Here is an 18,741-nt window from a genome sequence, read left to right as displayed (position 1 = left end):
GGCGAAAGCCTCCACGCCGAGCGCGACACAGGCCCTGAATGGAGCGGCTTGTTTTTGTTTTCAGCGCCCATTCCCTTTCTTGGTTTGTGTCTTGCAATAAGTAGCTATTTTACTCGACTGGCTCATTCATCGCGCATTTTTTCCCATTGGTAGGCGCAATAACTACACAATTCCTCATGGTCCGGACTGTATTCGTGAATATCTATTCCGTTGCCACACCGTGCACACGTACCCGATACCGATTCCTCGCAATTGTAACAAAAGCTAATGTCGCCAGTCTCAACATAGGTGTCTAGGCCGCATGAAGGGCAGGTATTGATGGGCGAATTCATGCCTTCTTTAGCCATCAAGTACGCGTCTACTTCAAAGCAGGCTTCCACGACCATCTCTATTGATTTCTCATGATTGGATTCGTTTCCACACCTAAAGCACTTACACATAATCTCATGATGTTCGGTGTTTTCCCGATCAAGCTGTGCTACGAGCGAGGAGCCGCATTCAGGGCAGGCTAATAGATCCAGACGTTCTACGCTTTCTTTCCATTGAACCGCCTCCCACGAGGCAAGACAGTCAGCCTGAATCTTATCGAAGGCTGCTTTTTGCTCTAAAATGGTCTCCCAAACCTCATCAAGGAGTTCCTGTGGGTTTTCGCCGAGAATGCCAAAAAACTCCACCATCATGGAAAAGGAAGATGCAATCGCTTCACTTAGAGCGCTCGACGGTTCTTTTAAATGATAGTGCTCTAAGTCATTGCGGTAGCTTTGCAATTTCTTGATATCAGTTTTCGGCCAAGTTAGACCGAAGTCTTTAAATCGACTACGCAGCTGTGAAAGGTCGACTGTAGTGTAACCTTCGATTACGTGTTCAACACCACCATCGCCATTGGGTATAGGTTTAAATCGGGCGCCGATAATCTGAGATGGTTCTGCCTCGGGAGCGGCGCGTATCAGACATTCCTTTGCTAGCAAAAGTAGCCCCGCATAGTAATTTCGCGCTGCGCTAAGCATGCGATCGCTGTCATCAGTTTCGAAATCTTCAATACCAAGTCTGATAGACGTAACTGCGTTGCTGAAAAGCTCAGACATTCAATAGCTCTTGCGAAATGCATTTATTGATTGTTTCAAATATAGCCAAAACGCGTCGCCAAATGAAGAGCCTGCAACGCCAGATAGCTTTCGTTGAGGCCTCGACGGCCACGAAGACGGCTGGCGACTGTAAACGGGCACTGGAGCGGTCGATTGACCGTGAGTTCGACCGGCCGGTCAAGTACACGCAGAACGCCATCGCCATCCGACCGGCGCTCAAGTCGAGACCGGTAGCGCGCGTATTCGTGAAGGATAGGCAGGCGGACTATCTGATCTATCAGGCAAGGGGCGGGGTGCGAACGCCGAAAGGCAAAGCGCTCGTCATGCCGGTCAATGCCAGGCTCAACCGCTACGGCAATCTGAGCCGGAACTATCTGAAGAACCAGCTTGCTAAACCGAACGTCTTCAGCGGGAAGGTGAACGGTGTGGCTGGAGTCTATCAACGCATGAAGTCGGGCCGCATGAAGCTGCTTGTAGCCTTCGAATCGGAAGCCCGTTACCGTAAGCGCTGGAACCCGGATAGTATTGTTCGCCGCACCGCGCAGCGTATGATGCCCATTCACTATCGTAACCAACTTAGCGCTGCTTTCCGACAGGTCTCCTAGATGCTCAACCCGGTGATGAACAACACGAAATGGGACGAGCTCAGACTGGCGATGGATGAGGTTATCCCAAGCCCTTATTGGAAGTCTCTTGCAACGAATGGCTACAATTACGGACCTGACTGCGACTGGCTCGAACACTTCCGGGAAGGCGGGTACGACCATATCGTTCACGTCGATATTCTGATCGAAACAACCGATCAGCGCGACCTCGTCCGATCCGCACTCAGAAAAATTCATGTGCCTGGCGAAGAGACGCCGGAAGGTTTTCGGGTGTTTGGCTATCTTCGAGATGGTCAAAGCGCCGACTACATCTGACGCCTACCGCTTCTGATTTCCATATTCCTCGCGGGTCCTTCCTGGCATCGAAGCCGCGCGGGTAATTCGCGACCGCGGGGTGTCCGGTTTTGTGAGCTCCGCGGCCGGTTAATCTTTTGATTGTTGTTGTCCTATGTCCGACCAGCCTCTCGACATCGAAGCCCTGGTGAAGGCCTATCCGTTGCCGGAGGGCGTGCCGGACGCGGTGTTGAACAAGACGGAAGTGGCCGAGTTCTTCCATGTCTCGGAGCCGACGATCGCGGCGTGGATTCGCGACGGCATGCCGTTCGTCGAGGAGGGCACGAACGGCCGGTCCTACAAGTTCATGGCCTCGCAGTGCTGGGCCTGGCGGCAGTCGAAAAAGGCGGGCGAGGAACAGCAACGCAGTGAAGCCCGTGCGGCGATCGAGGCGATGCGCCTGAAGCTGATTGGCGGGGAGGTGGGCGACACGATCCGCGCGTTGCCGCCAAAGGAACGCCAGCAGCTCTACGATGTCGAGGCAGCGCACCTCAAGCTCTGCCGGGAGCGCAACCAGACGCTACAGCGCGAGGACGTCAGCGAGGTCATGACCGAGGTGCTGCGGCTCTGCCGTGATGGCGTCAACCAGTTGCCGGACGTGCTGGAGCGCGAAGTCAATCTCGGACCGAAGGCCGTGGCGGTCGCGATCCAGCACTGCGACACGGTGCTCGAAGAGCTCTACCAGACGATCGAGCGCTACTTTGCCGACCGGCCGATCGTCACCCGAGAAGAACGCGCGGACCTGTTCAACTGATGCTGGATGTCGAACGTTATCTCGGCGCATTGCCGGTGCCGGACTATTGCGATCCGGTGGATCTCCTGACCGAGGCGCTTCCTACGCTGAAGCCTCCGAGACGGATCGACGTTCCGGACTGGGCCGCCAAGGAAAGGCGGTTACGCACGCCGTCCTACTCCGGGCCGTGGAGGAACGACTTCGCACCATACATGGTCGAGCCGTCACGGATGACGACGAGCCGACGCTTCGGCGCGGTGGCCTTTACCGGACCAGCGCGGACCGTGAAGTCCGACAGCCTGATCCTCAACACCTTCGGTCATCGCGTGTGCTGTATGCCGAGGGAGATGAAGATCATCTGCCCGACGGAAGCGACCGCAAAGGAGTTCTCGCGCAAGAAGGTCTCGCCGATGATCCGGGCGACGCCGACCGTCGCCGAGCGGCAATTGCCTGGTCGCAGCGCCGACGCGCTGCACGACAAGCAGTTTCGGGGCGGCATGAACCTCCGGATAGCCTGGCCGGTGATCGGCGAACTTTCCATGTTCGACATCCCGGACATGCTGCTCACCGACTACGATCGCATGGTCGATGACGTCGGCGGCGAGGGCTCGCCCTTCGATCTGTCGATCAAACGCAACCAGACTTTTGGATCGATGGGCATGACGATCGTCGAGGGCTCACCCGGCCGGCCGATCCTCAATCCGGACTTCAAACCCTCGACGCCGCACGAAGCGCCGCCCGCGACCGGCATCATGGCGATCTACAATCAGGGAACGCGGGGCCGCTACTACTGGAATTGCCCGTCCTGCAACGAACCGTTTCAGCCGCTGTTCGACCGGCTGGAGTGGGAGACGAAGGACACGCCCGGAGAAAGCGCCAAGACAGTGGTGATGACCTGCCCGAACGGGTGCGTGATCGAGGCCGCTTCGCGCAACGATCTGAACCGATCCGGTTTCTGGCTGCACGAAAGCGGGCAGGGGCAGCCGGTAGAGATCGATGATCCGAATGTCCGCGATACGGAGATTGTTTCCTACTGGTGCGAGGGACCAGTGGCGGTCATGCAGGGCTGGGAGCAGCTTGTTGCTCGTTATCTGAGGGCCAAGGAAGAATTCGAGACCAAGGGTGATGAGCAGGCGCTGAAAACGACAGTCAACGTCGATCAGGGCAAGCCTTATCTGCCGAAGGTCTTGACCATCGGCGACGGGCTTTCCGACGAGATGCTGAGAGCACTTGCCCAGCGCTTCCCGATGAAGATGGCTCCGGCCGCGACACGCTTTCTGACGGTGCAGGTCGATATCCAGGCGAACCGCTTCGTTGTGCAGGTCGACGCCTGGGGCGTTGGCCTGGAACGCTGGCTGATCGACCGTTTCGATCTGATGGTGCCGCCAGAACTGGCGCCGGGTGGCCAGCGCGACGCGGCGGGCAATGCGGCGCGATCGATCGATCCTGGCCGTTATGTCGAGGACTGGGAAGTGCTTTCGCCGCTTCTGGAGCGCTATTACCCGCTTGCCGGCGGCGGATACGAGATTCGGCCGGCAGCCATGATCATTGATTCCGGTGGTCAGCCAGGCGTTACGGAAAACGCCTATCTGTTCCTGCGCCGGCAGAAGAAGGCTGGCAATGCGAGACGGGTCTTTCTGGTCAAGGGGCAGGGCGGCCTCGATAAGGACCGCGCCCGCTTCGGCCAGCCGCAGAAAATGGAAAAGCGCCGCAGGACGCGGCGCACTGATATCGAACTCGTCTATGCGGGAACTGATCTGCTGAAGGACGAGATCGCTCTGTCGCTTACCCGCAAAGATCCGGGACCAGGCGCCTATCACCTGCCGGAGCAACTGCCTGACCATGTCTTCGAGGAATTCTGTGCGGAAGTGCGTATGCCCAGCGGCTGGGAGAAGAAGCGCCACGGCATTCGCAACGAAGCGCTGGATCTCGCCGTCTACGGAAAGGCGCTGACGATCGTGCTGAAGGCCGACAAGATTCCCGATTGGGATAAGCCACCGGCATTCGCCCGACCACTCGACGAAAACACCTTTTCGCGTCGGACTGACGGGCAAGAGATGGAAGAGATCTATGCTCCGGTCAAGCGGACATCACGTCGCAAACGCAAACAGAATTATGTTGCAAGAGGCATGAATGGCGGGCTTTGAAACTCTGGATGCGATGCCGTCGGTGGCGACAGCCGGCGACGCGATCCCGATCGTACTCGACGAACTGTCGGCGCTCTATCCGATCGACGATTACAGCCTGACGGTCAGCTTACGGGTCGGATCGGGTGATGCGGTGACTGTTGATTTGGAAGATGCGGACGGGCTGCACTCCGGCACGCTCCAGATCTCGCAAACGCCAGGCGCGCTTCACTATGCGATCAAGGCGACACGCCTCGCCGACGATGTGGCTATGACGGTGGAGCGCGGCGTGATCACCGTTGCGCCTGATCCGGCGCTCGCCGATCCGCGCTCGCATGCCGAACGGATGCTGGATGCGATCGAGGCGCTTCTGGAAAACCGTGCGTCCAAGGACGTGCAATCCTATGCGATCGCCGGCCGGAACCTCACGAAACTGACAGTCGACGAGCTGCAGCGCTGGCGTCGCTTCTATCGCTCCGAGGTCGCGCGCGAGCGCGGCAACGGCCGCAAGATCACACTTATGAGCTTTTCCTGATGTTCGGACTGTTCAAACCGAAAGTGCGAACCGTGGTTCAGCGGCCATCGCCTGTGCCGAAGATCCGCCGCTTCAACGGCGCGCGGCCGGACCGGCTTGCCGGCGGCTTCGGTCTTCGCAATACGACGATGCTCGCCGAGGAGCATCGCATCGACCTGATGGGCATGGTCCAGCATTCGCGTCTGCTTGCCCAGAACAACGATTATATGCGGGCCTTCCTGATGATGTGCCGGCGTCACATGGTGGGCGCGCGCGGCATCAAGTACAATCCGCAGGCAAGAAACGCAGCCGGCAAGCTCGACAAGGCCGACAACAAGCTTCTTGCAAAGGCTTTCGCCAAGTGGGGTGAGCGGGGCAATGCCACGGTCTGCGGCCGTTTCAATTGGCTGGAGATGCAGTGGATCGCGGCGATGGTGGCGCCACGCGATGGCGGCGTCTTCATCCGCTTTTTCCGCGGCCGCGACTTCGGTCCGTTCGGCTTTCAGATCCAGTTCCTTACTGTCGACCGGCTGGATGTCGGCTTCAATGCGGAACTGGGCAATGGCGCTTACGTCCACGGCGGTGTTGAATGTGATCGCTACGACCGGCCGGTCGCCTGGCACTTCCTGAAACGCAACCAGGTGAATGGCTATCAGCTCTCCGGCGAGCGTGTCCGTGTGCCGGCAAGCGACATCGTCTATCTGGCGTTACCGGAAGACTATTCGGTGCAGCTCCGCATGCCATGGGCGCATACGGCAGTGCGCCGCCTCAACATGTTTCATGGCTTCGAGGAGGCGGCTCTCACCAATGCCCGTGTCGGTGCCTCCAAGATGGGCTTCGTGGTGCGCGGCCTCGATGCGGACGTTAATGACATCCCGACTGACAAGGAACCGGAGGTCGAGGATCTCGAACCGGGCACCGTCGAAACGCTGCCGATCGGTCACGACTTCAAGTCCTTCGATCCAGATTTCCCGAACAATGAGATGCCGTCTTTCATCAAGGCGATCCTGCGTGGCGCCGCTTCCGGTCTCGGCGTTTCCTACAACGGCATTGCCAACGATCTCGAAGGCACGAACTTCTCCTCATTGCATGTGGGAAAAAGCGAAGAACGCGACGAGTGGCAGATCCTGCAGGCCTGGCTTGCTGACGCGATGCACAACGAGATCGTCAAGCAATGGCTGCCGATGGCGATCCTGACCGGTGCTATCAATCTTCCCTTCTCGAAGCTGGAAAAATTCTTGGAATGCGAGTGGCAGCCGCGCGGCTGGCGGGCGGTCAATCCACTGCAGGAAGCGACGGCGAACGTCACCAATGTCGAATCCGGCTTCACCTCGCCGCAGCGGGTCGCAGCCCAGAACGGTGAGGATATCGAACAGATCTACGAGGAGATCGCCGCGGCGAAGGAAAAGGCCGAAAGCCTCGGCATCGCCTTTACTCCGGTCGTGCAGTCCATATTCGACACAAACCAGCAGCAATCCGAATAGCGGAAACAATCCCATGCCCAAGACGATCGATGTGCCGGAGCGGGTCTTCCGCTCCGGCGAGATTACCCATGCGACAAGAGAAGGCGAAGCCGAAGCCTCTAACGAGATCGAGTTTTCATTCTCTTCCGAAGAGCCCTACCGGCGATGGTGGGGCACCGAGATACTCGGCCACAGAGACGGAGAGGTCGATACCGGCTTCGTCGGCAGCGGCAACGCGCCGTTGCTGGTCGACCACAAACGCGATGTCGACAGTCAAATCGGCATTATCACCAGGGTCTGGATCGAAAACGGCAAGGGCCGTGCCCGCGTGCGCTTTGGAAAGGCGAGACGCGCGGTCGAGATCCTGGAGCGCGTACAGGACGGAGAGTTGAAGAATATCTCCGTCGGCTACGAGATCCTCCGAATGCGCCTGGAAGGCGAGGAAGAGGGTGAGGAGACCTACCGCGTCACGTCCTGGAAGCCGCACGAGATCAGCATCGTGACAATTCCGGCCGACCCCACGGTCGGCATCGGCCGCAACGCACAATCCAACAAATCAATCGAAATTAACGGAGACCAATCCATGCCAAACGAGAACCCCGTTCCGGCGCCCGAACCCGTACCTGCAGCTCCCGCCGTCGAGACCCGATCCGAACCGCCGGTGAATGCCGACGAGATCCGCCGCGCCGAGCGCGAGCGGGTCGCCACCATCACCGCGATCGGCTCGCGCTTCAATATGGGAGACCGCGCCAATGAAGCAATCGCCGGCGGCACGAGCGTCGCCGCCTTCAATCAGCTTGTGATTACTGAACTTGGCGAACGCGCGCCGGAGGTCGCGAGCGCGCGCACCGAAGTCGGCCTGACGCCGAGGGAAAAGAAGAACTATTCCTTCCTCCGCGCGATCCGTGCTCTTGCCAATCCGACCGACCGGCGCGCCCAGGAGGAGGCGTCCTTCGAGTTCGAAGTTTCGGAGGCCGAATCCGGTCGTTCGGGTCGAACAGCGAAGGGCATCCTTATCCCGTCGGATATCTTGAGTGCGCCGATGAATGGCACGCGCGAACAGTCGGTGGCTACGGCCACGGCGGGCGGTAATGTGGTCGCCAATACGCTGATGTCCGGCTCCTTTATCGAGATCCTTCGCAACAAGATGATGGTTCGCAAACTCGGCGCGACGGTCATGAACGACATGGCCGGCACGTTCGATCTGCCCAGACAGTCGGGTTCTGCCGGAATCTTCTGGGGCAGCGAGGGCGATGACGCAGCGGAGACCGGCTACACCTTCGATCAGGTGTCCTTCGCGCCGACGACGGCGAGCGCCTACATCGATCTGACCCGCCGGTTCATCATCCAGTCCTCGATTGCGGCCGAATCCTTCACCCGTACGGAACTGGCGACCGCCATGGCGCTCGGCATCGACTATGCCGCGCTCCACGGCAGCGGAACAGGAGACGAGCCGACCGGCATTGCCAATATGACCGGCATCGGCGCTGTCGTCGGCGGCACCAACGGGGCCGCGCCCACCTGGTCGGATATCGTCAATCTGGAGACGGAGGTCTCGGTCGACAATGCCGATATCGGCAGTCTCGGCTACCTGACCAATGCGAAGGTCCGCGGCAAGCTCAAGGAAACCGAAAAGGCTGCCGGCACCAACGGGATCTTTATCTGGCCGGAGGGCCGCAACACCGACGGCTTCGGCTCGCTCAACGGTTACAGGGCGGGTGTTTCCAATCAGGTTTCCTCGACACTCTCGAAGGGAAGCTCGACCAATGTGGCTTCTGCCATGTTCTTCGGCAACTGGGCGGATCTCATTATTGCGACCTGGTCGGGCGTCGACATTCTGATCGATCCCTACACCAAGGGGCTCGCCGGAGGCTTGCGGGTAATCATTCACCAGGACGTCGACGTCAAGGCGCGCAGGCCCGAGAGCTTCTCGGCCATGCTTGATGCTCTGACGGCCTGATAGCGACCAAGACAGTCAAAAAGGAGAACTGAGACATGTCGACAAAACTGAAGAAGGGCTATGCGCTCCGGCGCATGTTTGTGGATGGCGAGGTGGTGGAGCCGGGTGAAGCCTGCACGGTGCCGGAAGGCGACGCCGACTACCTGAAGAACCTCGGCAAGTTCACAACCGACAAGGCGGAAGCCGACAAGCTGAAGAAGACGAAGGCCCCGGCCTGACGCTCACACCGGCGGCCCGGCGTCCAGCCGGGCTGCCTTGGAGATACACTATGTTTGAAATCAAAACACTTCGAACGCTGGCGGGCGCCGCTGGCATGATTGCCCGCGGCGCGGTGCTCCAAGTTGGCAAGGATGTGCCGGACGCGATCGCGCGCGCCTGGCTGCGGGCCGGTCATGCTGAACGAGTGACGGCGCCTCAAAAGAGCAAGCGCAATCGATCGCCCGGCAGCGACGGATCAGACACAGAACTGGAGACCCGCTGATGACGATCGAGGACGACATCGAGCGCGCGATCTTCACCGATCCTGACGAATGGGGCGCGGCGATCGGCTACACGCTTGCAGGCGGCGGATCGACAACGATCGCTGGGATCTTCGATCGCGAGGCGCTGCAGGTGACGCTCGGCGGCGCTGTCGATTTGTCCGACAGCGGGCCTCAGGTGATCGTTGCGGAAGCCGATTTGCCGATCGGTCACGCAAATGACGATACGCTGACGATCGACGGCGTGGATTGGGTTCGCAAGACGGCCGAGCCGGACGGTACGGGTTTTGTCACGCTGCTTCTGGAAACAGCATGACCGACCATATCTGGATTCAGATCCGCGAGGTCTTCGTCGACCGGTTGACCGGACTCGATGTAACGATTGGCACGGAAACCGTTGTACCCGACGTGCAAACGGAACTGGTGCATGAACCGAACCCCGACGATCTGCCGCTCTATGCAGTCTACTGGAACGCAGAATCCATCCTCGATCGAACCCGTGACGATATAAGGCGCGCTCCGCAGTTCGTGGTCGAGTGCTGGTATGCCGGCGCAGATGTGACCGACTGGCTCGCCGAAATGGCCAGTGTTGCGCAGGCCTCGATTGAAGCGGATCGCAACCTCGGCGGCGTGGTGATGAAATGCCACTATGACGGCGCGGAACAGAGCCTCTCCGGCGAGGGCAGAAAACGATCCGGCGTTATCCGGCTCAACTTTGTCTGCGAAGTTATCACGGCGCACGGCAATCCCGGCCTTCGGGCCTGACACTTCACTACATCATTGAAAGGCTAAGACCATGGCGGCATCATCCGTTGTCCATTCGGGCAATGACGGCGTGTTCCAGATTGATGGCAACGCGTTGCAGAAAATCATCTCCTTCGAGATCACCGAGGAAGAGGGGTCAACAAGCCGGGTCGACGGGATGGGCGATACGTCGGAAGACACCGTCCTGCACAAGACCAAATGGTCGGGTTCGCTCAGCGGTCGTCTGCTTCAGAGCGACACGACTGGAGCGCCGGCGCTTCGGGTCGGTAGCGAGATCACAATCAGCGCTTTTCCGGATGGCGACATCTCAGATTATCTGGAGATCTCGGGCTTGGCGCGCGTCAGCAGCATCTCCATGCCGGTTGATCAGGAATCCGATAACCGCATCACCATCCAGTTCACCGGCAAGGGTGAGCTGACACGGGGTGTCGCGGCATGAGCGCCCTAAAGAAACGTATCCGCGACCAGGGGAGTGGCATCAAGTGGCGCACCCTGGAGATCGCCGCCTGGGGCGAGCCGGACAATCCGCTGATCGCAAAGGTCAGGACGCTCTCGCTCGATGAGTACAAGTCGTGGTCGGAACGGTTGAAAGACGGCGATCCTGGAGAGCGCGTGCTGCTGGTGATTGACCGGCTGCATGATGAGAAGGGCAAGGCGCGGATCTTCGACACCGCCTCCACCGACGACTACAAGCTGCTTCGCAATGACGCCGATCCTCTGGTGATCGGATCGATCGTCGCCGAGATCATGCGCTGGGGCGACGCGGGCGCCATCCGAAAAAACTAAAACGCGATCCGGCGCTGTGGAACACCTTCGTGGTGGCGGATCGCCTGAACAAGACGCTCGATGAGGTCGGCGCCATGACAATCGAGGAATTCCAGGGCTGGCTGGAATACATCCGCGAAACAGCGCCGAAGGAAACATAGGACCGAACATGCCGGATCTTAGCTGGAACATCCGTGCGCGAGACCGCTCGGACGCCGCATTCAATTCATTCGATCGCCGGGTGCGGACATCTGACGCCGGGGTGCGCCGGCTCGGCGTCTCGATGAATGCTGTCGGCGCTGCCCGCACCAATATAGCCGGAGCTGCCGCGGCTCTCGCCGGGATCGGCGTGAGTGCAGGAGCGGTGCGTTCTGTCGTGGAGGACATGTCACGGCTTGCGAAGGACGCGGACAAGGTTGGACTGCTGACAGACGAATTCCAGCGCCTGCAGTTCGGTTTTGGTCTTGCCGGCGTCGAGGCCGACAAGTTCACGATGGCAATGGAGCAGTTCAACAAGCGACTGACGGAGGCGCAGACAGGAACCGGCAACCTGAAGAAAATCCTCGACGCCAACAACATCTCGCTCTTCGACGCGAACGGCGAGATGAAATCGGTCAATCAGCTGCTGGCTGAATATGCCGACCTGATCGCCGGCGCGGAAAGCTCCCAGAACAAGCTTTATCTAGCCACGGAAGCCTTCGGCCGGTCGGGTGGCGATATGGTGCTCGCAATGCGCAACGGCGCCAAGGGCGTGCGGGATCTGGCCGGTGAAGCCGCGAACGCCGGTGGCGTCATTGAGGAGCAGCTACTGCGGAGGGCCGAGGAATTCGACGATGACTGGACACGGGTCAGCCGTCGCTTTGAGGTTAACATGCAGCAGGCCATTCTCACCGTCGTGGATGCTTTCTACGAGATAGGAGACGCTGTCGACTGGATTGAGGAGAAGCTGGGCAATCTTGGAAATGCATCAATCTTCGAGAAACTTGGTAAGCTCGTAGGCGCAAATCAGGACGCCGTGTTCGTGCCGGGCAGGGGCATTGTCACCGATCCGGATGAGATCAAGCAGATTCAGCAACAGCAACAGATGGCCGCTAATCCGCTCGAACCTTTCGGTGGCGCGGGCGACTATCAATATGATTTACCCAGAACGATGATCCCGGAACCGGCCAATAACAATCGGACAGGATCGGCCAGATCTTCATCAGGCTCCAGTGCGTCCAGCGCCCAGCAAACCATTGATGCGTTGACGTTGGAGATCGAGCTGCTCGGCCGTACGCAAGTCGAGCAGGAAAAGCTGATCCAGCTTCGCGCCGCGGGCGTTGACGCTTCCTCCGAACAGGGCCAGCAGATTATCGCGCTCGTCGACCGGCTCGAACAAGAGCGCCAGGCAATTGCGGCCGTGGCCGAAGAACAGAAGCGGCTTGAAGAACAGCAGAGAGCTTTTGCGGGTTCGCTACAGGCGCTTGCAGACTACGGCGTCCAGGCCTTTGAGATCTGGCAGTCGGGCGCTGAAGACATGGAAGAGCAGCTCAAAAGGCTGGGCGTGCAAGTTGTTTTACTCGCTGCCCAAGCCCTTCTTCTCGGACAAGGACCTCTTGCCGGCCTGTTCGGAACAACAGGCGGAGGTCTGTTTGCGGGTTTGTTTGCCGAGGGCGGCGAAATCCCGGCCGGACAGTGGGGGATTGCCGGCGAGGCGGGGGAACCCGAAATCATCAAGGGCCCGGCTACTGTCATCCCGATGTCGAAACTGGTCGGCCCGCGGCTGCAGTCTGGCGCCGCACAGCGTATCGCCGTCGATCTCAACTCCAGTATCGGTGTGAGCTTCGACAGTGACGCCGGATTCCGATCCTTCGTGAAAGACCAGGCGGTGCAGACCGTCCGCTCCAGCGCGCCGGCGATCATCGGCGGATCTGTGCAGCAGACGAACAAGCAGCTCCCGCAGGCTATGGCCGAGAAGCAGAGGCGCTACCAGTGACCAAACCATCCTGGCCTTCGGCGGTTCTGAAACCTCAGGCGGCGACGCTGCCGCGTCTCGCGCCCAGAACACTATCGGGCGGCGCTTCGGTATCGGGCCGGACGCAGATCGTCGCAAGCGACGCCGGCGTCTGGGTTGCGACATTGTCGAGCGTTCCAGTTTACGACCGCGACACACTGCTCACCTGGCGCGCTATCGAGGCCTGGTGCGATGGCCGGCTGAATGCGATCGACGTCCCATTGCCTGCCTATGAGCAGGCCTATGCTCCCTTCGCGAGCGGTCTCGATTACACCACATTGTTCTCGGCAGTGCCGCACAGCGATGACTCCTATTTCTCGGATGGAAGCGGCTATGTCGGCGGTATTGTTGACGTGACCGTTTCAGGAGATCTAGCGCTTGGCGCGACAGCGATGACGGCTTCGGTCGCCAATGCTCCTCGGCTGCAGCCCGGACAGGTGTTTTCGATCGATCATGCTGGCAAGGGCCCGCGCTGGTATCAGATCAGGTCCTGGGACGAGGACACCGCGGCGATGACGTTTCGGCCGCCGCTCCGCGAGGCCGTGGCCAGTGGCGCCAGACTGAATTTCGACAGGCCGACCTGTCGGATGCGATTGCGCTCCGACGACGCGATGCGGCTCGACCTTCAGATGCCCGCCTATGGCTACCCGTCGGTCGAATTTATCGAGGATTTGTAAGCCTTGGCATTCTTCACCGCCGACGAGATTGAGGCGCTGTCGCAGACTGAAGTGCGTTGTGCGATCCTGACTCAATTCGACTTCGTGTCGGAGACCGTGCGGGTCTGGAACGGCGAGCGCGATTTGATGGCCGCCGCCGAGATTTGGACTCCGCTCTACGGGACCGGTCAGGTCAGCGGCATCCAGTTTTCAAGAGAGCCTGTGTCGGAACGTTTCGAACTGTATCTTCACGGTGTGGCGGGTGTGGCGCCCGACATCTTTGCGAAAGCTCTTGCCGAGACGGAAGAAGTTGAAGGGCAGGTCGTTACGGTGTTCCTGCAGCTGATCGACGCGGAATGGCAGACCTACGGATCGCCGATCGCAATTGCCTGGGGCTACATGCGCAAGCCGCGCGTGACCTGGACTCGGCACGATGAGGAAACCGGCGGCGTGCGCCGCATTGCAATCGCAGCGGAAAACATCTGGTACAATCGGTCTCTGCCGCCAGCGGGCCGCTACACCGACACCGATCAGCAGGCGCGCGTTCCCGGCGATCTGATCTGTCAGTTTGTTCCGTCATTGCGGAACAAGGTCTTCACCTATCCCGACTACTGACCCGTCCCGACCAATGGATCTCAGAACGTTTCTCGAAATCGAAACGGCGAAACCGTTCGCCTGGGGCGAGACGGATTGCTGCGCCATGGCTGATCGATGGGTGAGCTTGCGCGCCGGGTTCTCGCCACTCGACCTCTATGGCCGTCGGCATCGCTGCCGAGCAGACGCGATTGCCTGGATTGATGACGACGCCCGAAACCTGGCGCGCGCCGTATTTGCGGTCATGCAACACGCCGATCTGAGGCGGACGCGCAATCCTCAGCCGGGCGACGTCGGCCTAGTGCGGATCAGAAACAAGCTGGTGATGACGATCTGTTCGGGTCGGTTATGGATCGGCCGTGATGTGAACGGGTTTATGGCGGCTTCATCAAATGGGCTTGCGAGAGCGTGGAGGGTGCCGTGCCGGGAGCAATAACCGCGATTGCCACCATCGCGGCCTCGGTCGCCACCACCACTGCGGCGGCCAATGCGATCTTCTGGGGTGTGACGATCGCCGCCTATACCGGTATCTCGGTCGGGATCAGCTATGTCAGCTCCATCCTGACGAGGCCGCAGGAACCGCGGCCGGAGGATGTCCAGCAAAGCACCCGGCAAAACACGGCGGCGCGCGTGCGTCACTATGGCCGCGTGAAAACATCCGGACCATGGCTGTTCGCCGCCACCAAACAAGGCGGGTTCCACAAGATCATCGCCATCTCTCACGGCGAGATCGACGGGATCGAACAGTACTGGATTGACGATAACCAGGTCACGTTGGACGACAGCGAATTCGTGCAATCCGATCCGTATTTCACGTCCTATGGCGGATCGCGGTGCAGCATCATTACAAGGCTCGGCGCGTCGACTGACGAGCCGTTTACGCCCCCTTTCGATGCATTCACGGAGGATCACAGAGGCGAGGGCATCGCCATGCTGTACTCGGTGCAGCTTCCGGTCGGTGAAGAGGACTACGCTGAGATCTTCCCCAACGGCATCAACACGCTGTTTCGCGTTGTGCTGCGTGGCGCAAAGATCAAAAATCCGACAACCGGTGCGACTGCCTGGGATGATAACGGCGCGAGCGTGATCCGCGATTACCTGATCAGTGCGGAAGGTATGCGCCTGCCGGAATCAGCCCTCACGACGTCTCTGGCGCAGCTGGGCTGGGAGAAGGCCTTTGAGCGGTGCGCCGAGGCGGTATCCCTGAAGGCAGGCGGTACAGAGGAGCGTTATCGCCTGTGGGGCAGCTATTCCCTTCAGGAAAGGCCGGCCGATGTGATCGGTCGAATGCTTGCCTGCACCGACGGTCGGATCGTGCCAACCGCAGATGGCGGCGTGACGCTGAAGATCGGCACATGGACTGAACCGGACGTGACGCTCGACGAGGACTCGATCATCGACGTGATCGAGTTGACGCGTGGGCTCGACATTGAGCAGCGGCCGAACACGATCCGGGCGACCTTTCTCGATCCGGACGCCGACTACGCAACAGGCGACGCCGATCCGTGGGAGGACGAAGACGATATCGTTGCGCGGGGCATAGAAGTCGACGATGTGACCTATCCGATGGCGCCGAGCCATGGGCAGTGCCGCAGACTGATGAAGAAGCGCTGGTACAGGCGCAATCCCGAATGGGCAGGGCGGTTCGCGGCGAACATGAGAGGTCTGGCGCTGATCGGAGAGGATCTGGTTCGCATTCGACTGGAGGCCTTCGGGATCGATCACGTCTTCGAAATCCAGGATCTTGAATTCAATTTCGGGGAGGGCGGCATCCTGCTCGGCGTGGTTCTGGACGTGATCTCGCTTCCTGAAGAATCCGAGGCATGGTCACCAGCAACCGAAGAGGGCGACAAGCCTGAAACGACCGATATCGATGAAGATACAACCGTTCCGGAGCCAACCGGATTTGTCGTCACAATCAAGCGGATTTCCGCAAACCTGCCCTATGCGCTGATCGGGTTCGATGCGCCGCCGGCGGAATCTGTCTCCGTTGAGGCTCAATACAAAAGAACGGCCGTGAGTCAGTGGATACCGATCTCCGTGTCGAGCGGCGCGACGGAAGCCGAAAGCCCCAACTTGAGTGACGAAACGGAATACGAGTTCCAGGTTCGGCATATCACTGCTCGCAACCGGCCAAGCGATTGGACCGATTCAATCACGATCACATCGACGACCGACGAGGCCGCACCCGATCCTGTCTCTTCCGTAGCTGCCACGCCCGGCGTAGGAGAGGTCGCACTGCAGTGGACAACACCGGGCAACGACAACTTCAGTCGGACGGTGATCCGCCGCAACACGACGAACGATGAGGGCGGCTCGGAAGAAGTGACCGCTTCGCCGGTCTATGGCCCGGTTTCGACGGTCATGGACCTCGTCGAAGAGGAGCTCGACGCCGGGACTTACTACTACTGGATTTATGCAGCCAATGCGGCCGGCGTGGAATCAACCGCCGTCGCAACTGGCGCTGTTGTTGTGGTCTGAAAGGGAGATATCGACTATGGCGGTTTTGCCATTTGACACCGTTCTGCGTGATTTCGAAATCGACGGTGTTCCATCCTCCGGCGGCCACGCCATCTCGAAAGAGGATTTCCGGGACTCGCTCAATGCGTTGCAGGCCTTCTTTGCCAGTCGTGAACTGGCGGAGGAGGCGACAATCTCAGCCTCCACTGTAACATTACTTGTGGCGCACAATGGCAGGGTGCTTTCCTACCTCGAGGATGAGGACGCCGACATTCCGGCGCTGACGACCGGCGACGGCCGGCTTTGGGCGCCGGCAGGCGAGATGATCACCTTCGACCATTTCGGCGCCGTGGCCGATAATGCGACCGACTGTAGCGCCGCCATGCAGAGCGCCATCGACTATGCGGCGAGCTTTGCCAACGGCGGCACGGTCTACGGACTGACCGGCCAATATGCGCTTGCAAGCGGCCTGACATGGATGCCCAAGGTCTCGTTCTCCTTCGAGGACGGATTTCACCTGCGGGCAACAGCAACGATGGTCGCCATGTTCGAGGGGTTGACCGGAGACGATCTTCCCAAGCGGGTGTTCTTCAAGGGCGGCAAGATCGACGCCAACTATCTGGCCGAACGGATCATCTATTTTCACGATTACAAGCACGTCCATATCTCGGATTTCGAGTTCGTCGACTGTGACGGCAATTACATCCACCTGGGCTCCAGCAGCGGCACATCGCAGTGCGGCGAGGCGATCATCCATGATGGGCTGATCCTGCGAGAGCCAGGCAATCCGTTCGACGGCGATACGACCCAGCCGAAGGGCATCCATTTCGACTTTCCTGCACCTAATTCGGACTGTCTGATCTCGGATATGATCATCAAGGGATGCTGGCGTGGCATTGCCGGCGAAATCTATTCCGGCATGTTCGCCCGCGTTCACTGCTGGAGCTATCCCTCCACTGACGGCGAGATGGAAAGCGCCTTCCGAATATCCGGGAACCAGAATGTCTTCGTTGAGTGCTATGCCGACGACTGCGCGCTGTTCGGCTTCTATTTCGACGGCGAGATGAACGTGCTGACAAACTCGACTGTCAATCTGCCGAACAACGGCCTGACAACCACAACGGCCGTCTATCTCGAATCTGGAAGCTCGCTCACCGCCAAGAGCAATATCTTCCACTGCTACACCAGCGACAACCAGATCGTGAACGGGTTTGCCGGCGATACTTCCAGGCTCGTTACGGAAGACAATATCGAAAGCGATGTCGAGAACGTGTTCGGCAATCAGGGGCTCGGAAAAGTGGAGGTGCATGTCTCCTTCACCACCAACACCGGGGCCGACCCGACGATTTCCTCCTCGACCAATGTCGAAAGCATCACCCGTCATGCAGACTGGGATTTTGCGATTAACTTCGACAGGGACATGGTGGACACGAACTATCAGATCCTCGTCGACACAATGCCGGTGAGCTATCCGGGTGTGGTCATCCCGGTGATCCGGGGTAAGAACGACTGGAACGTGCGCGTCCAGTTCGTCGACGAGACCGGCGCCTATGTCGAGCCGGCTTCTGTGACCGTAACCATATTGGGGACGGTCACCACATCAAGCTAATGGCAGTCCGCATGTCCTCGACATAGCCACGCCTGAAAATCGTGATTACCTTTGCAGGGATTTCGGGATTGTGGTTGGCATTGAGTGAAAAGGCCCAAAAGCCGAACCTGAATGAGCAAAAGTCAAAACCGTTGGCAAACTCCACTTCGCAGTCATACTCCTAGACCCATTCTCTCAACGACCGGATCGGAACTGTTCTCAGGTTCATTCCTGCGAAGTTAATAACGTTATTCGTGAACGAGATTGTGTCTACGCCGGAGTCCTTGCTGAAATAGACGAAAATGCCTTTCTCATCGTAGGCGTATTCGGAGACACCAATTTGTTCTGGATATTCGCGACAGATCTCGGTCGTGTTCGGAGCGCCGAGGATGCGTGTGATTTCATGGGCCGTCATGCCGAAGCGCAAAGGGCCTGCGCCAATGTAGGGGTGAAAATCAAATTTCATATCTAGTTCGAGTATCGATTAAGGAATTTGTCCTACGTATCAGATCAGCCGGCTTTCAATAAACCCAAAAGTTGCATTAATTTGCATTGGATAATGGCTTGCACGGATAGCCCGTCGGTTCGGGATCTTTTGGCACTTCTCGAAAGATTTCCCCAT

The 18,741-nt window shown here is 59.2% G+C and carries 21 protein-coding genes; 19 read left to right on the top strand and 2 right to left on the bottom strand.

The window, feature by feature from the left end; all coding sequences use genetic code 11:
- Window positions 1-122 precede the first annotated feature (122 nt).
- Entirely contained in the window at window positions 123-1,085 is a 963-nt protein-coding gene (locus tag K1W69_RS24600) for a hypothetical protein (protein ID WP_220231127.1), read from the bottom strand.
- 62 nt (window positions 1,086-1,147) lie between these two features.
- Between K1W69_RS24600 and K1W69_RS24595 the strand changes: the two genes are divergently transcribed.
- The 19 genes from K1W69_RS24595 to K1W69_RS24505 all read left to right on the top strand — a co-directional run bounded on the left by K1W69_RS24595 (window position 1,148) and on the right by K1W69_RS24505 (window position 18,140).
- The gene (locus K1W69_RS24595; protein WP_220231126.1) at window positions 1,148-1,690 is read left to right on the top strand and encodes a hypothetical protein; all 543 of its coding nucleotides are present in this window, start codon (window positions 1,148-1,150) and stop codon (window positions 1,688-1,690) included.
- A complete protein-coding gene (locus tag K1W69_RS24590) occupies window positions 1,691-2,005 on the top strand; it encodes a DUF6678 family protein (protein WP_220231125.1) in 315 nt (104 codons plus the stop codon). It begins immediately after the preceding gene.
- 133 nt (window positions 2,006-2,138) lie between these two features.
- On the top strand, window positions 2,139-2,777 hold the full coding sequence (locus tag K1W69_RS24585; protein WP_220231124.1) for a DUF1441 family protein: 639 nt from the start codon (window positions 2,139-2,141) through the stop codon (window positions 2,775-2,777).
- Window positions 2,777-4,903 carry a phage terminase large subunit family protein gene (locus K1W69_RS24580; protein WP_220231123.1) on the top strand — a complete coding sequence of 709 codons (2,127 nt, stop codon included), beginning with the start codon at window positions 2,777-2,779 and terminating at the stop codon, window positions 4,901-4,903. The genes K1W69_RS24585 and K1W69_RS24580 overlap by 1 nt, the downstream gene beginning before the upstream one ends.
- The gene (locus K1W69_RS24575; protein ID WP_220231122.1) at window positions 4,890-5,417 is read left to right on the top strand and encodes a hypothetical protein; all 528 of its coding nucleotides are present in this window, start codon (window positions 4,890-4,892) and stop codon (window positions 5,415-5,417) included. The genes K1W69_RS24580 and K1W69_RS24575 overlap by 14 nt, the downstream gene beginning before the upstream one ends.
- Window positions 5,417-6,880, top strand: coding sequence for a phage portal protein (locus K1W69_RS24570; RefSeq protein WP_220231121.1), 1,464 nt, complete (start codon window positions 5,417-5,419; stop codon window positions 6,878-6,880). The genes K1W69_RS24575 and K1W69_RS24570 overlap by 1 nt, the downstream gene beginning before the upstream one ends.
- 13 nt (window positions 6,881-6,893) lie before the next feature.
- A complete protein-coding gene (locus K1W69_RS24565; RefSeq protein ID WP_220231120.1) occupies window positions 6,894-8,819 on the top strand; it encodes a phage major capsid protein in 1,926 nt (641 codons plus the stop codon).
- 35 nt (window positions 8,820-8,854) lie between these two features.
- Window positions 8,855-9,037 (top strand): cupin domain-containing protein, encoded by a 183-nt coding sequence (locus tag K1W69_RS24560; protein WP_220231119.1) that lies wholly within the window; start codon window positions 8,855-8,857, stop codon window positions 9,035-9,037.
- 50 nt (window positions 9,038-9,087) lie between these two features.
- Window positions 9,088-9,300 (top strand): hypothetical protein, encoded by a 213-nt coding sequence (locus K1W69_RS24555; protein ID WP_220231118.1) that lies wholly within the window; start codon window positions 9,088-9,090, stop codon window positions 9,298-9,300.
- Complete coding sequence (locus K1W69_RS24550) at window positions 9,300-9,614, top strand: head-tail joining protein (RefSeq protein WP_220231117.1); 315 nt, start codon at window positions 9,300-9,302, stop codon at window positions 9,612-9,614. The genes K1W69_RS24555 and K1W69_RS24550 overlap by 1 nt, the downstream gene beginning before the upstream one ends.
- On the top strand, window positions 9,611-10,063 hold the full coding sequence (locus tag K1W69_RS24545; protein ID WP_220231116.1) for a hypothetical protein: 453 nt from the start codon (window positions 9,611-9,613) through the stop codon (window positions 10,061-10,063). Before K1W69_RS24550 ends, K1W69_RS24545 begins: the two co-directional genes overlap by 4 nt.
- A gap of 31 nt (window positions 10,064-10,094) precedes the next feature.
- Window positions 10,095-10,502 (top strand): hypothetical protein, encoded by a 408-nt coding sequence (locus K1W69_RS24540; RefSeq protein ID WP_220231115.1) that lies wholly within the window; start codon window positions 10,095-10,097, stop codon window positions 10,500-10,502.
- Window positions 10,499-10,849 carry a hypothetical protein gene (locus tag K1W69_RS24535; protein ID WP_220231114.1) on the top strand — a complete coding sequence of 117 codons (351 nt, stop codon included), beginning with the start codon at window positions 10,499-10,501 and terminating at the stop codon, window positions 10,847-10,849. The genes K1W69_RS24540 and K1W69_RS24535 overlap by 4 nt, the downstream gene beginning before the upstream one ends.
- 148 nt (window positions 10,850-10,997) lie before the next feature.
- Window positions 10,998-12,803, top strand: coding sequence for a hypothetical protein (locus tag K1W69_RS24530; RefSeq protein WP_220231113.1), 1,806 nt, complete (start codon window positions 10,998-11,000; stop codon window positions 12,801-12,803).
- Window positions 12,800-13,498, top strand: coding sequence for a hypothetical protein (locus K1W69_RS24525; RefSeq protein ID WP_220231112.1), 699 nt, complete (start codon window positions 12,800-12,802; stop codon window positions 13,496-13,498). Before K1W69_RS24530 ends, K1W69_RS24525 begins: the two co-directional genes overlap by 4 nt.
- A 3-nt stretch (window positions 13,499-13,501) precedes the next feature.
- Window positions 13,502-14,092, top strand: a complete 591-nt coding sequence (locus K1W69_RS24520) for a hypothetical protein (protein WP_220231111.1) — start codon at window positions 13,502-13,504, stop codon at window positions 14,090-14,092.
- A 13-nt stretch (window positions 14,093-14,105) separates the two neighbouring features.
- Window positions 14,106-14,507, top strand: a complete 402-nt coding sequence (locus K1W69_RS24515) for a DUF6950 family protein (protein WP_220231110.1) — start codon at window positions 14,106-14,108, stop codon at window positions 14,505-14,507.
- Window positions 14,492-16,552 carry a phage tail protein gene (locus K1W69_RS24510; protein WP_220231109.1) on the top strand — a complete coding sequence of 687 codons (2,061 nt, stop codon included), beginning with the start codon at window positions 14,492-14,494 and terminating at the stop codon, window positions 16,550-16,552. Before K1W69_RS24515 ends, K1W69_RS24510 begins: the two co-directional genes overlap by 16 nt.
- Window positions 16,553-16,568: 16 nt before the next feature.
- The gene (locus K1W69_RS24505) at window positions 16,569-18,140 is read left to right on the top strand and encodes a glycoside hydrolase family 55 protein (protein ID WP_220231108.1); all 1,572 of its coding nucleotides are present in this window, start codon (window positions 16,569-16,571) and stop codon (window positions 18,138-18,140) included.
- Between the two features lie 160 nt (window positions 18,141-18,300).
- Here K1W69_RS24505 and K1W69_RS24500 read toward each other — a convergent pair whose 3' ends face one another.
- Window positions 18,301-18,585 carry a DUF7738 domain-containing protein gene (locus K1W69_RS24500; protein WP_220231107.1) on the bottom strand — a complete coding sequence of 95 codons (285 nt, stop codon included), beginning with the start codon at window positions 18,583-18,585 and terminating at the stop codon, window positions 18,301-18,303.
- Window positions 18,586-18,741 lie beyond the last annotated feature (156 nt).

The sequence above is a fragment of the Flavimaribacter sediminis genome (assembly GCF_019492055.1).
GTDB lineage: Bacteria > Pseudomonadota > Alphaproteobacteria > Rhizobiales > Rhizobiaceae > Flavimaribacter > Flavimaribacter sediminis.
Note: the sequence above shows the minus strand (reverse complement) of the source record. Positions and strands in the feature narration are given on the sequence as shown.

Bases quoted from the DNA above. Each gene is read 5' to 3' on its own strand.
- K1W69_RS24600 (WP_220231127.1), bottom strand. From the start codon at position 1,085: ATGTCTGAGCTTTTCAGCAACGCAGTTACGTCTATCAGACTTGGTATT.
- K1W69_RS24595 (WP_220231126.1), top strand. From the start codon at position 1,148: ATGAAGAGCCTGCAACGCCAGATAGCTTTCGTTGAGGCCTCGACGGCC.
- K1W69_RS24590 (WP_220231125.1), top strand. From the start codon at position 1,691: ATGCTCAACCCGGTGATGAACAACACGAAATGGGACGAGCTCAGACTG.
- K1W69_RS24585 (WP_220231124.1), top strand. From the start codon at position 2,139: ATGTCCGACCAGCCTCTCGACATCGAAGCCCTGGTGAAGGCCTATCCG.
- K1W69_RS24580 (WP_220231123.1), top strand. From the start codon at position 2,777: ATGCTGGATGTCGAACGTTATCTCGGCGCATTGCCGGTGCCGGACTAT.
- K1W69_RS24575 (WP_220231122.1), top strand. From the start codon at position 4,890: ATGGCGGGCTTTGAAACTCTGGATGCGATGCCGTCGGTGGCGACAGCC.
- K1W69_RS24570 (WP_220231121.1), top strand. From the start codon at position 5,417: ATGTTCGGACTGTTCAAACCGAAAGTGCGAACCGTGGTTCAGCGGCCA.
- K1W69_RS24565 (WP_220231120.1), top strand. From the start codon at position 6,894: ATGCCCAAGACGATCGATGTGCCGGAGCGGGTCTTCCGCTCCGGCGAG.
- K1W69_RS24560 (WP_220231119.1), top strand. From the start codon at position 8,855: ATGTCGACAAAACTGAAGAAGGGCTATGCGCTCCGGCGCATGTTTGTG.
- K1W69_RS24555 (WP_220231118.1), top strand. From the start codon at position 9,088: ATGTTTGAAATCAAAACACTTCGAACGCTGGCGGGCGCCGCTGGCATG.
- K1W69_RS24550 (WP_220231117.1), top strand. From the start codon at position 9,300: ATGACGATCGAGGACGACATCGAGCGCGCGATCTTCACCGATCCTGAC.
- K1W69_RS24545 (WP_220231116.1), top strand. From the start codon at position 9,611: ATGACCGACCATATCTGGATTCAGATCCGCGAGGTCTTCGTCGACCGG.
- K1W69_RS24540 (WP_220231115.1), top strand. From the start codon at position 10,095: ATGGCGGCATCATCCGTTGTCCATTCGGGCAATGACGGCGTGTTCCAG.
- K1W69_RS24535 (WP_220231114.1), top strand. From the start codon at position 10,499: ATGAGCGCCCTAAAGAAACGTATCCGCGACCAGGGGAGTGGCATCAAG.
- K1W69_RS24530 (WP_220231113.1), top strand. From the start codon at position 10,998: ATGCCGGATCTTAGCTGGAACATCCGTGCGCGAGACCGCTCGGACGCC.
- K1W69_RS24515 (WP_220231110.1), top strand. From the start codon at position 14,106: ATGGATCTCAGAACGTTTCTCGAAATCGAAACGGCGAAACCGTTCGCC.
- K1W69_RS24505 (WP_220231108.1), top strand. From the start codon at position 16,569: ATGGCGGTTTTGCCATTTGACACCGTTCTGCGTGATTTCGAAATCGAC.
- K1W69_RS24500 (WP_220231107.1), bottom strand. From the start codon at position 18,585: ATGAAATTTGATTTTCACCCCTACATTGGCGCAGGCCCTTTGCGCTTC.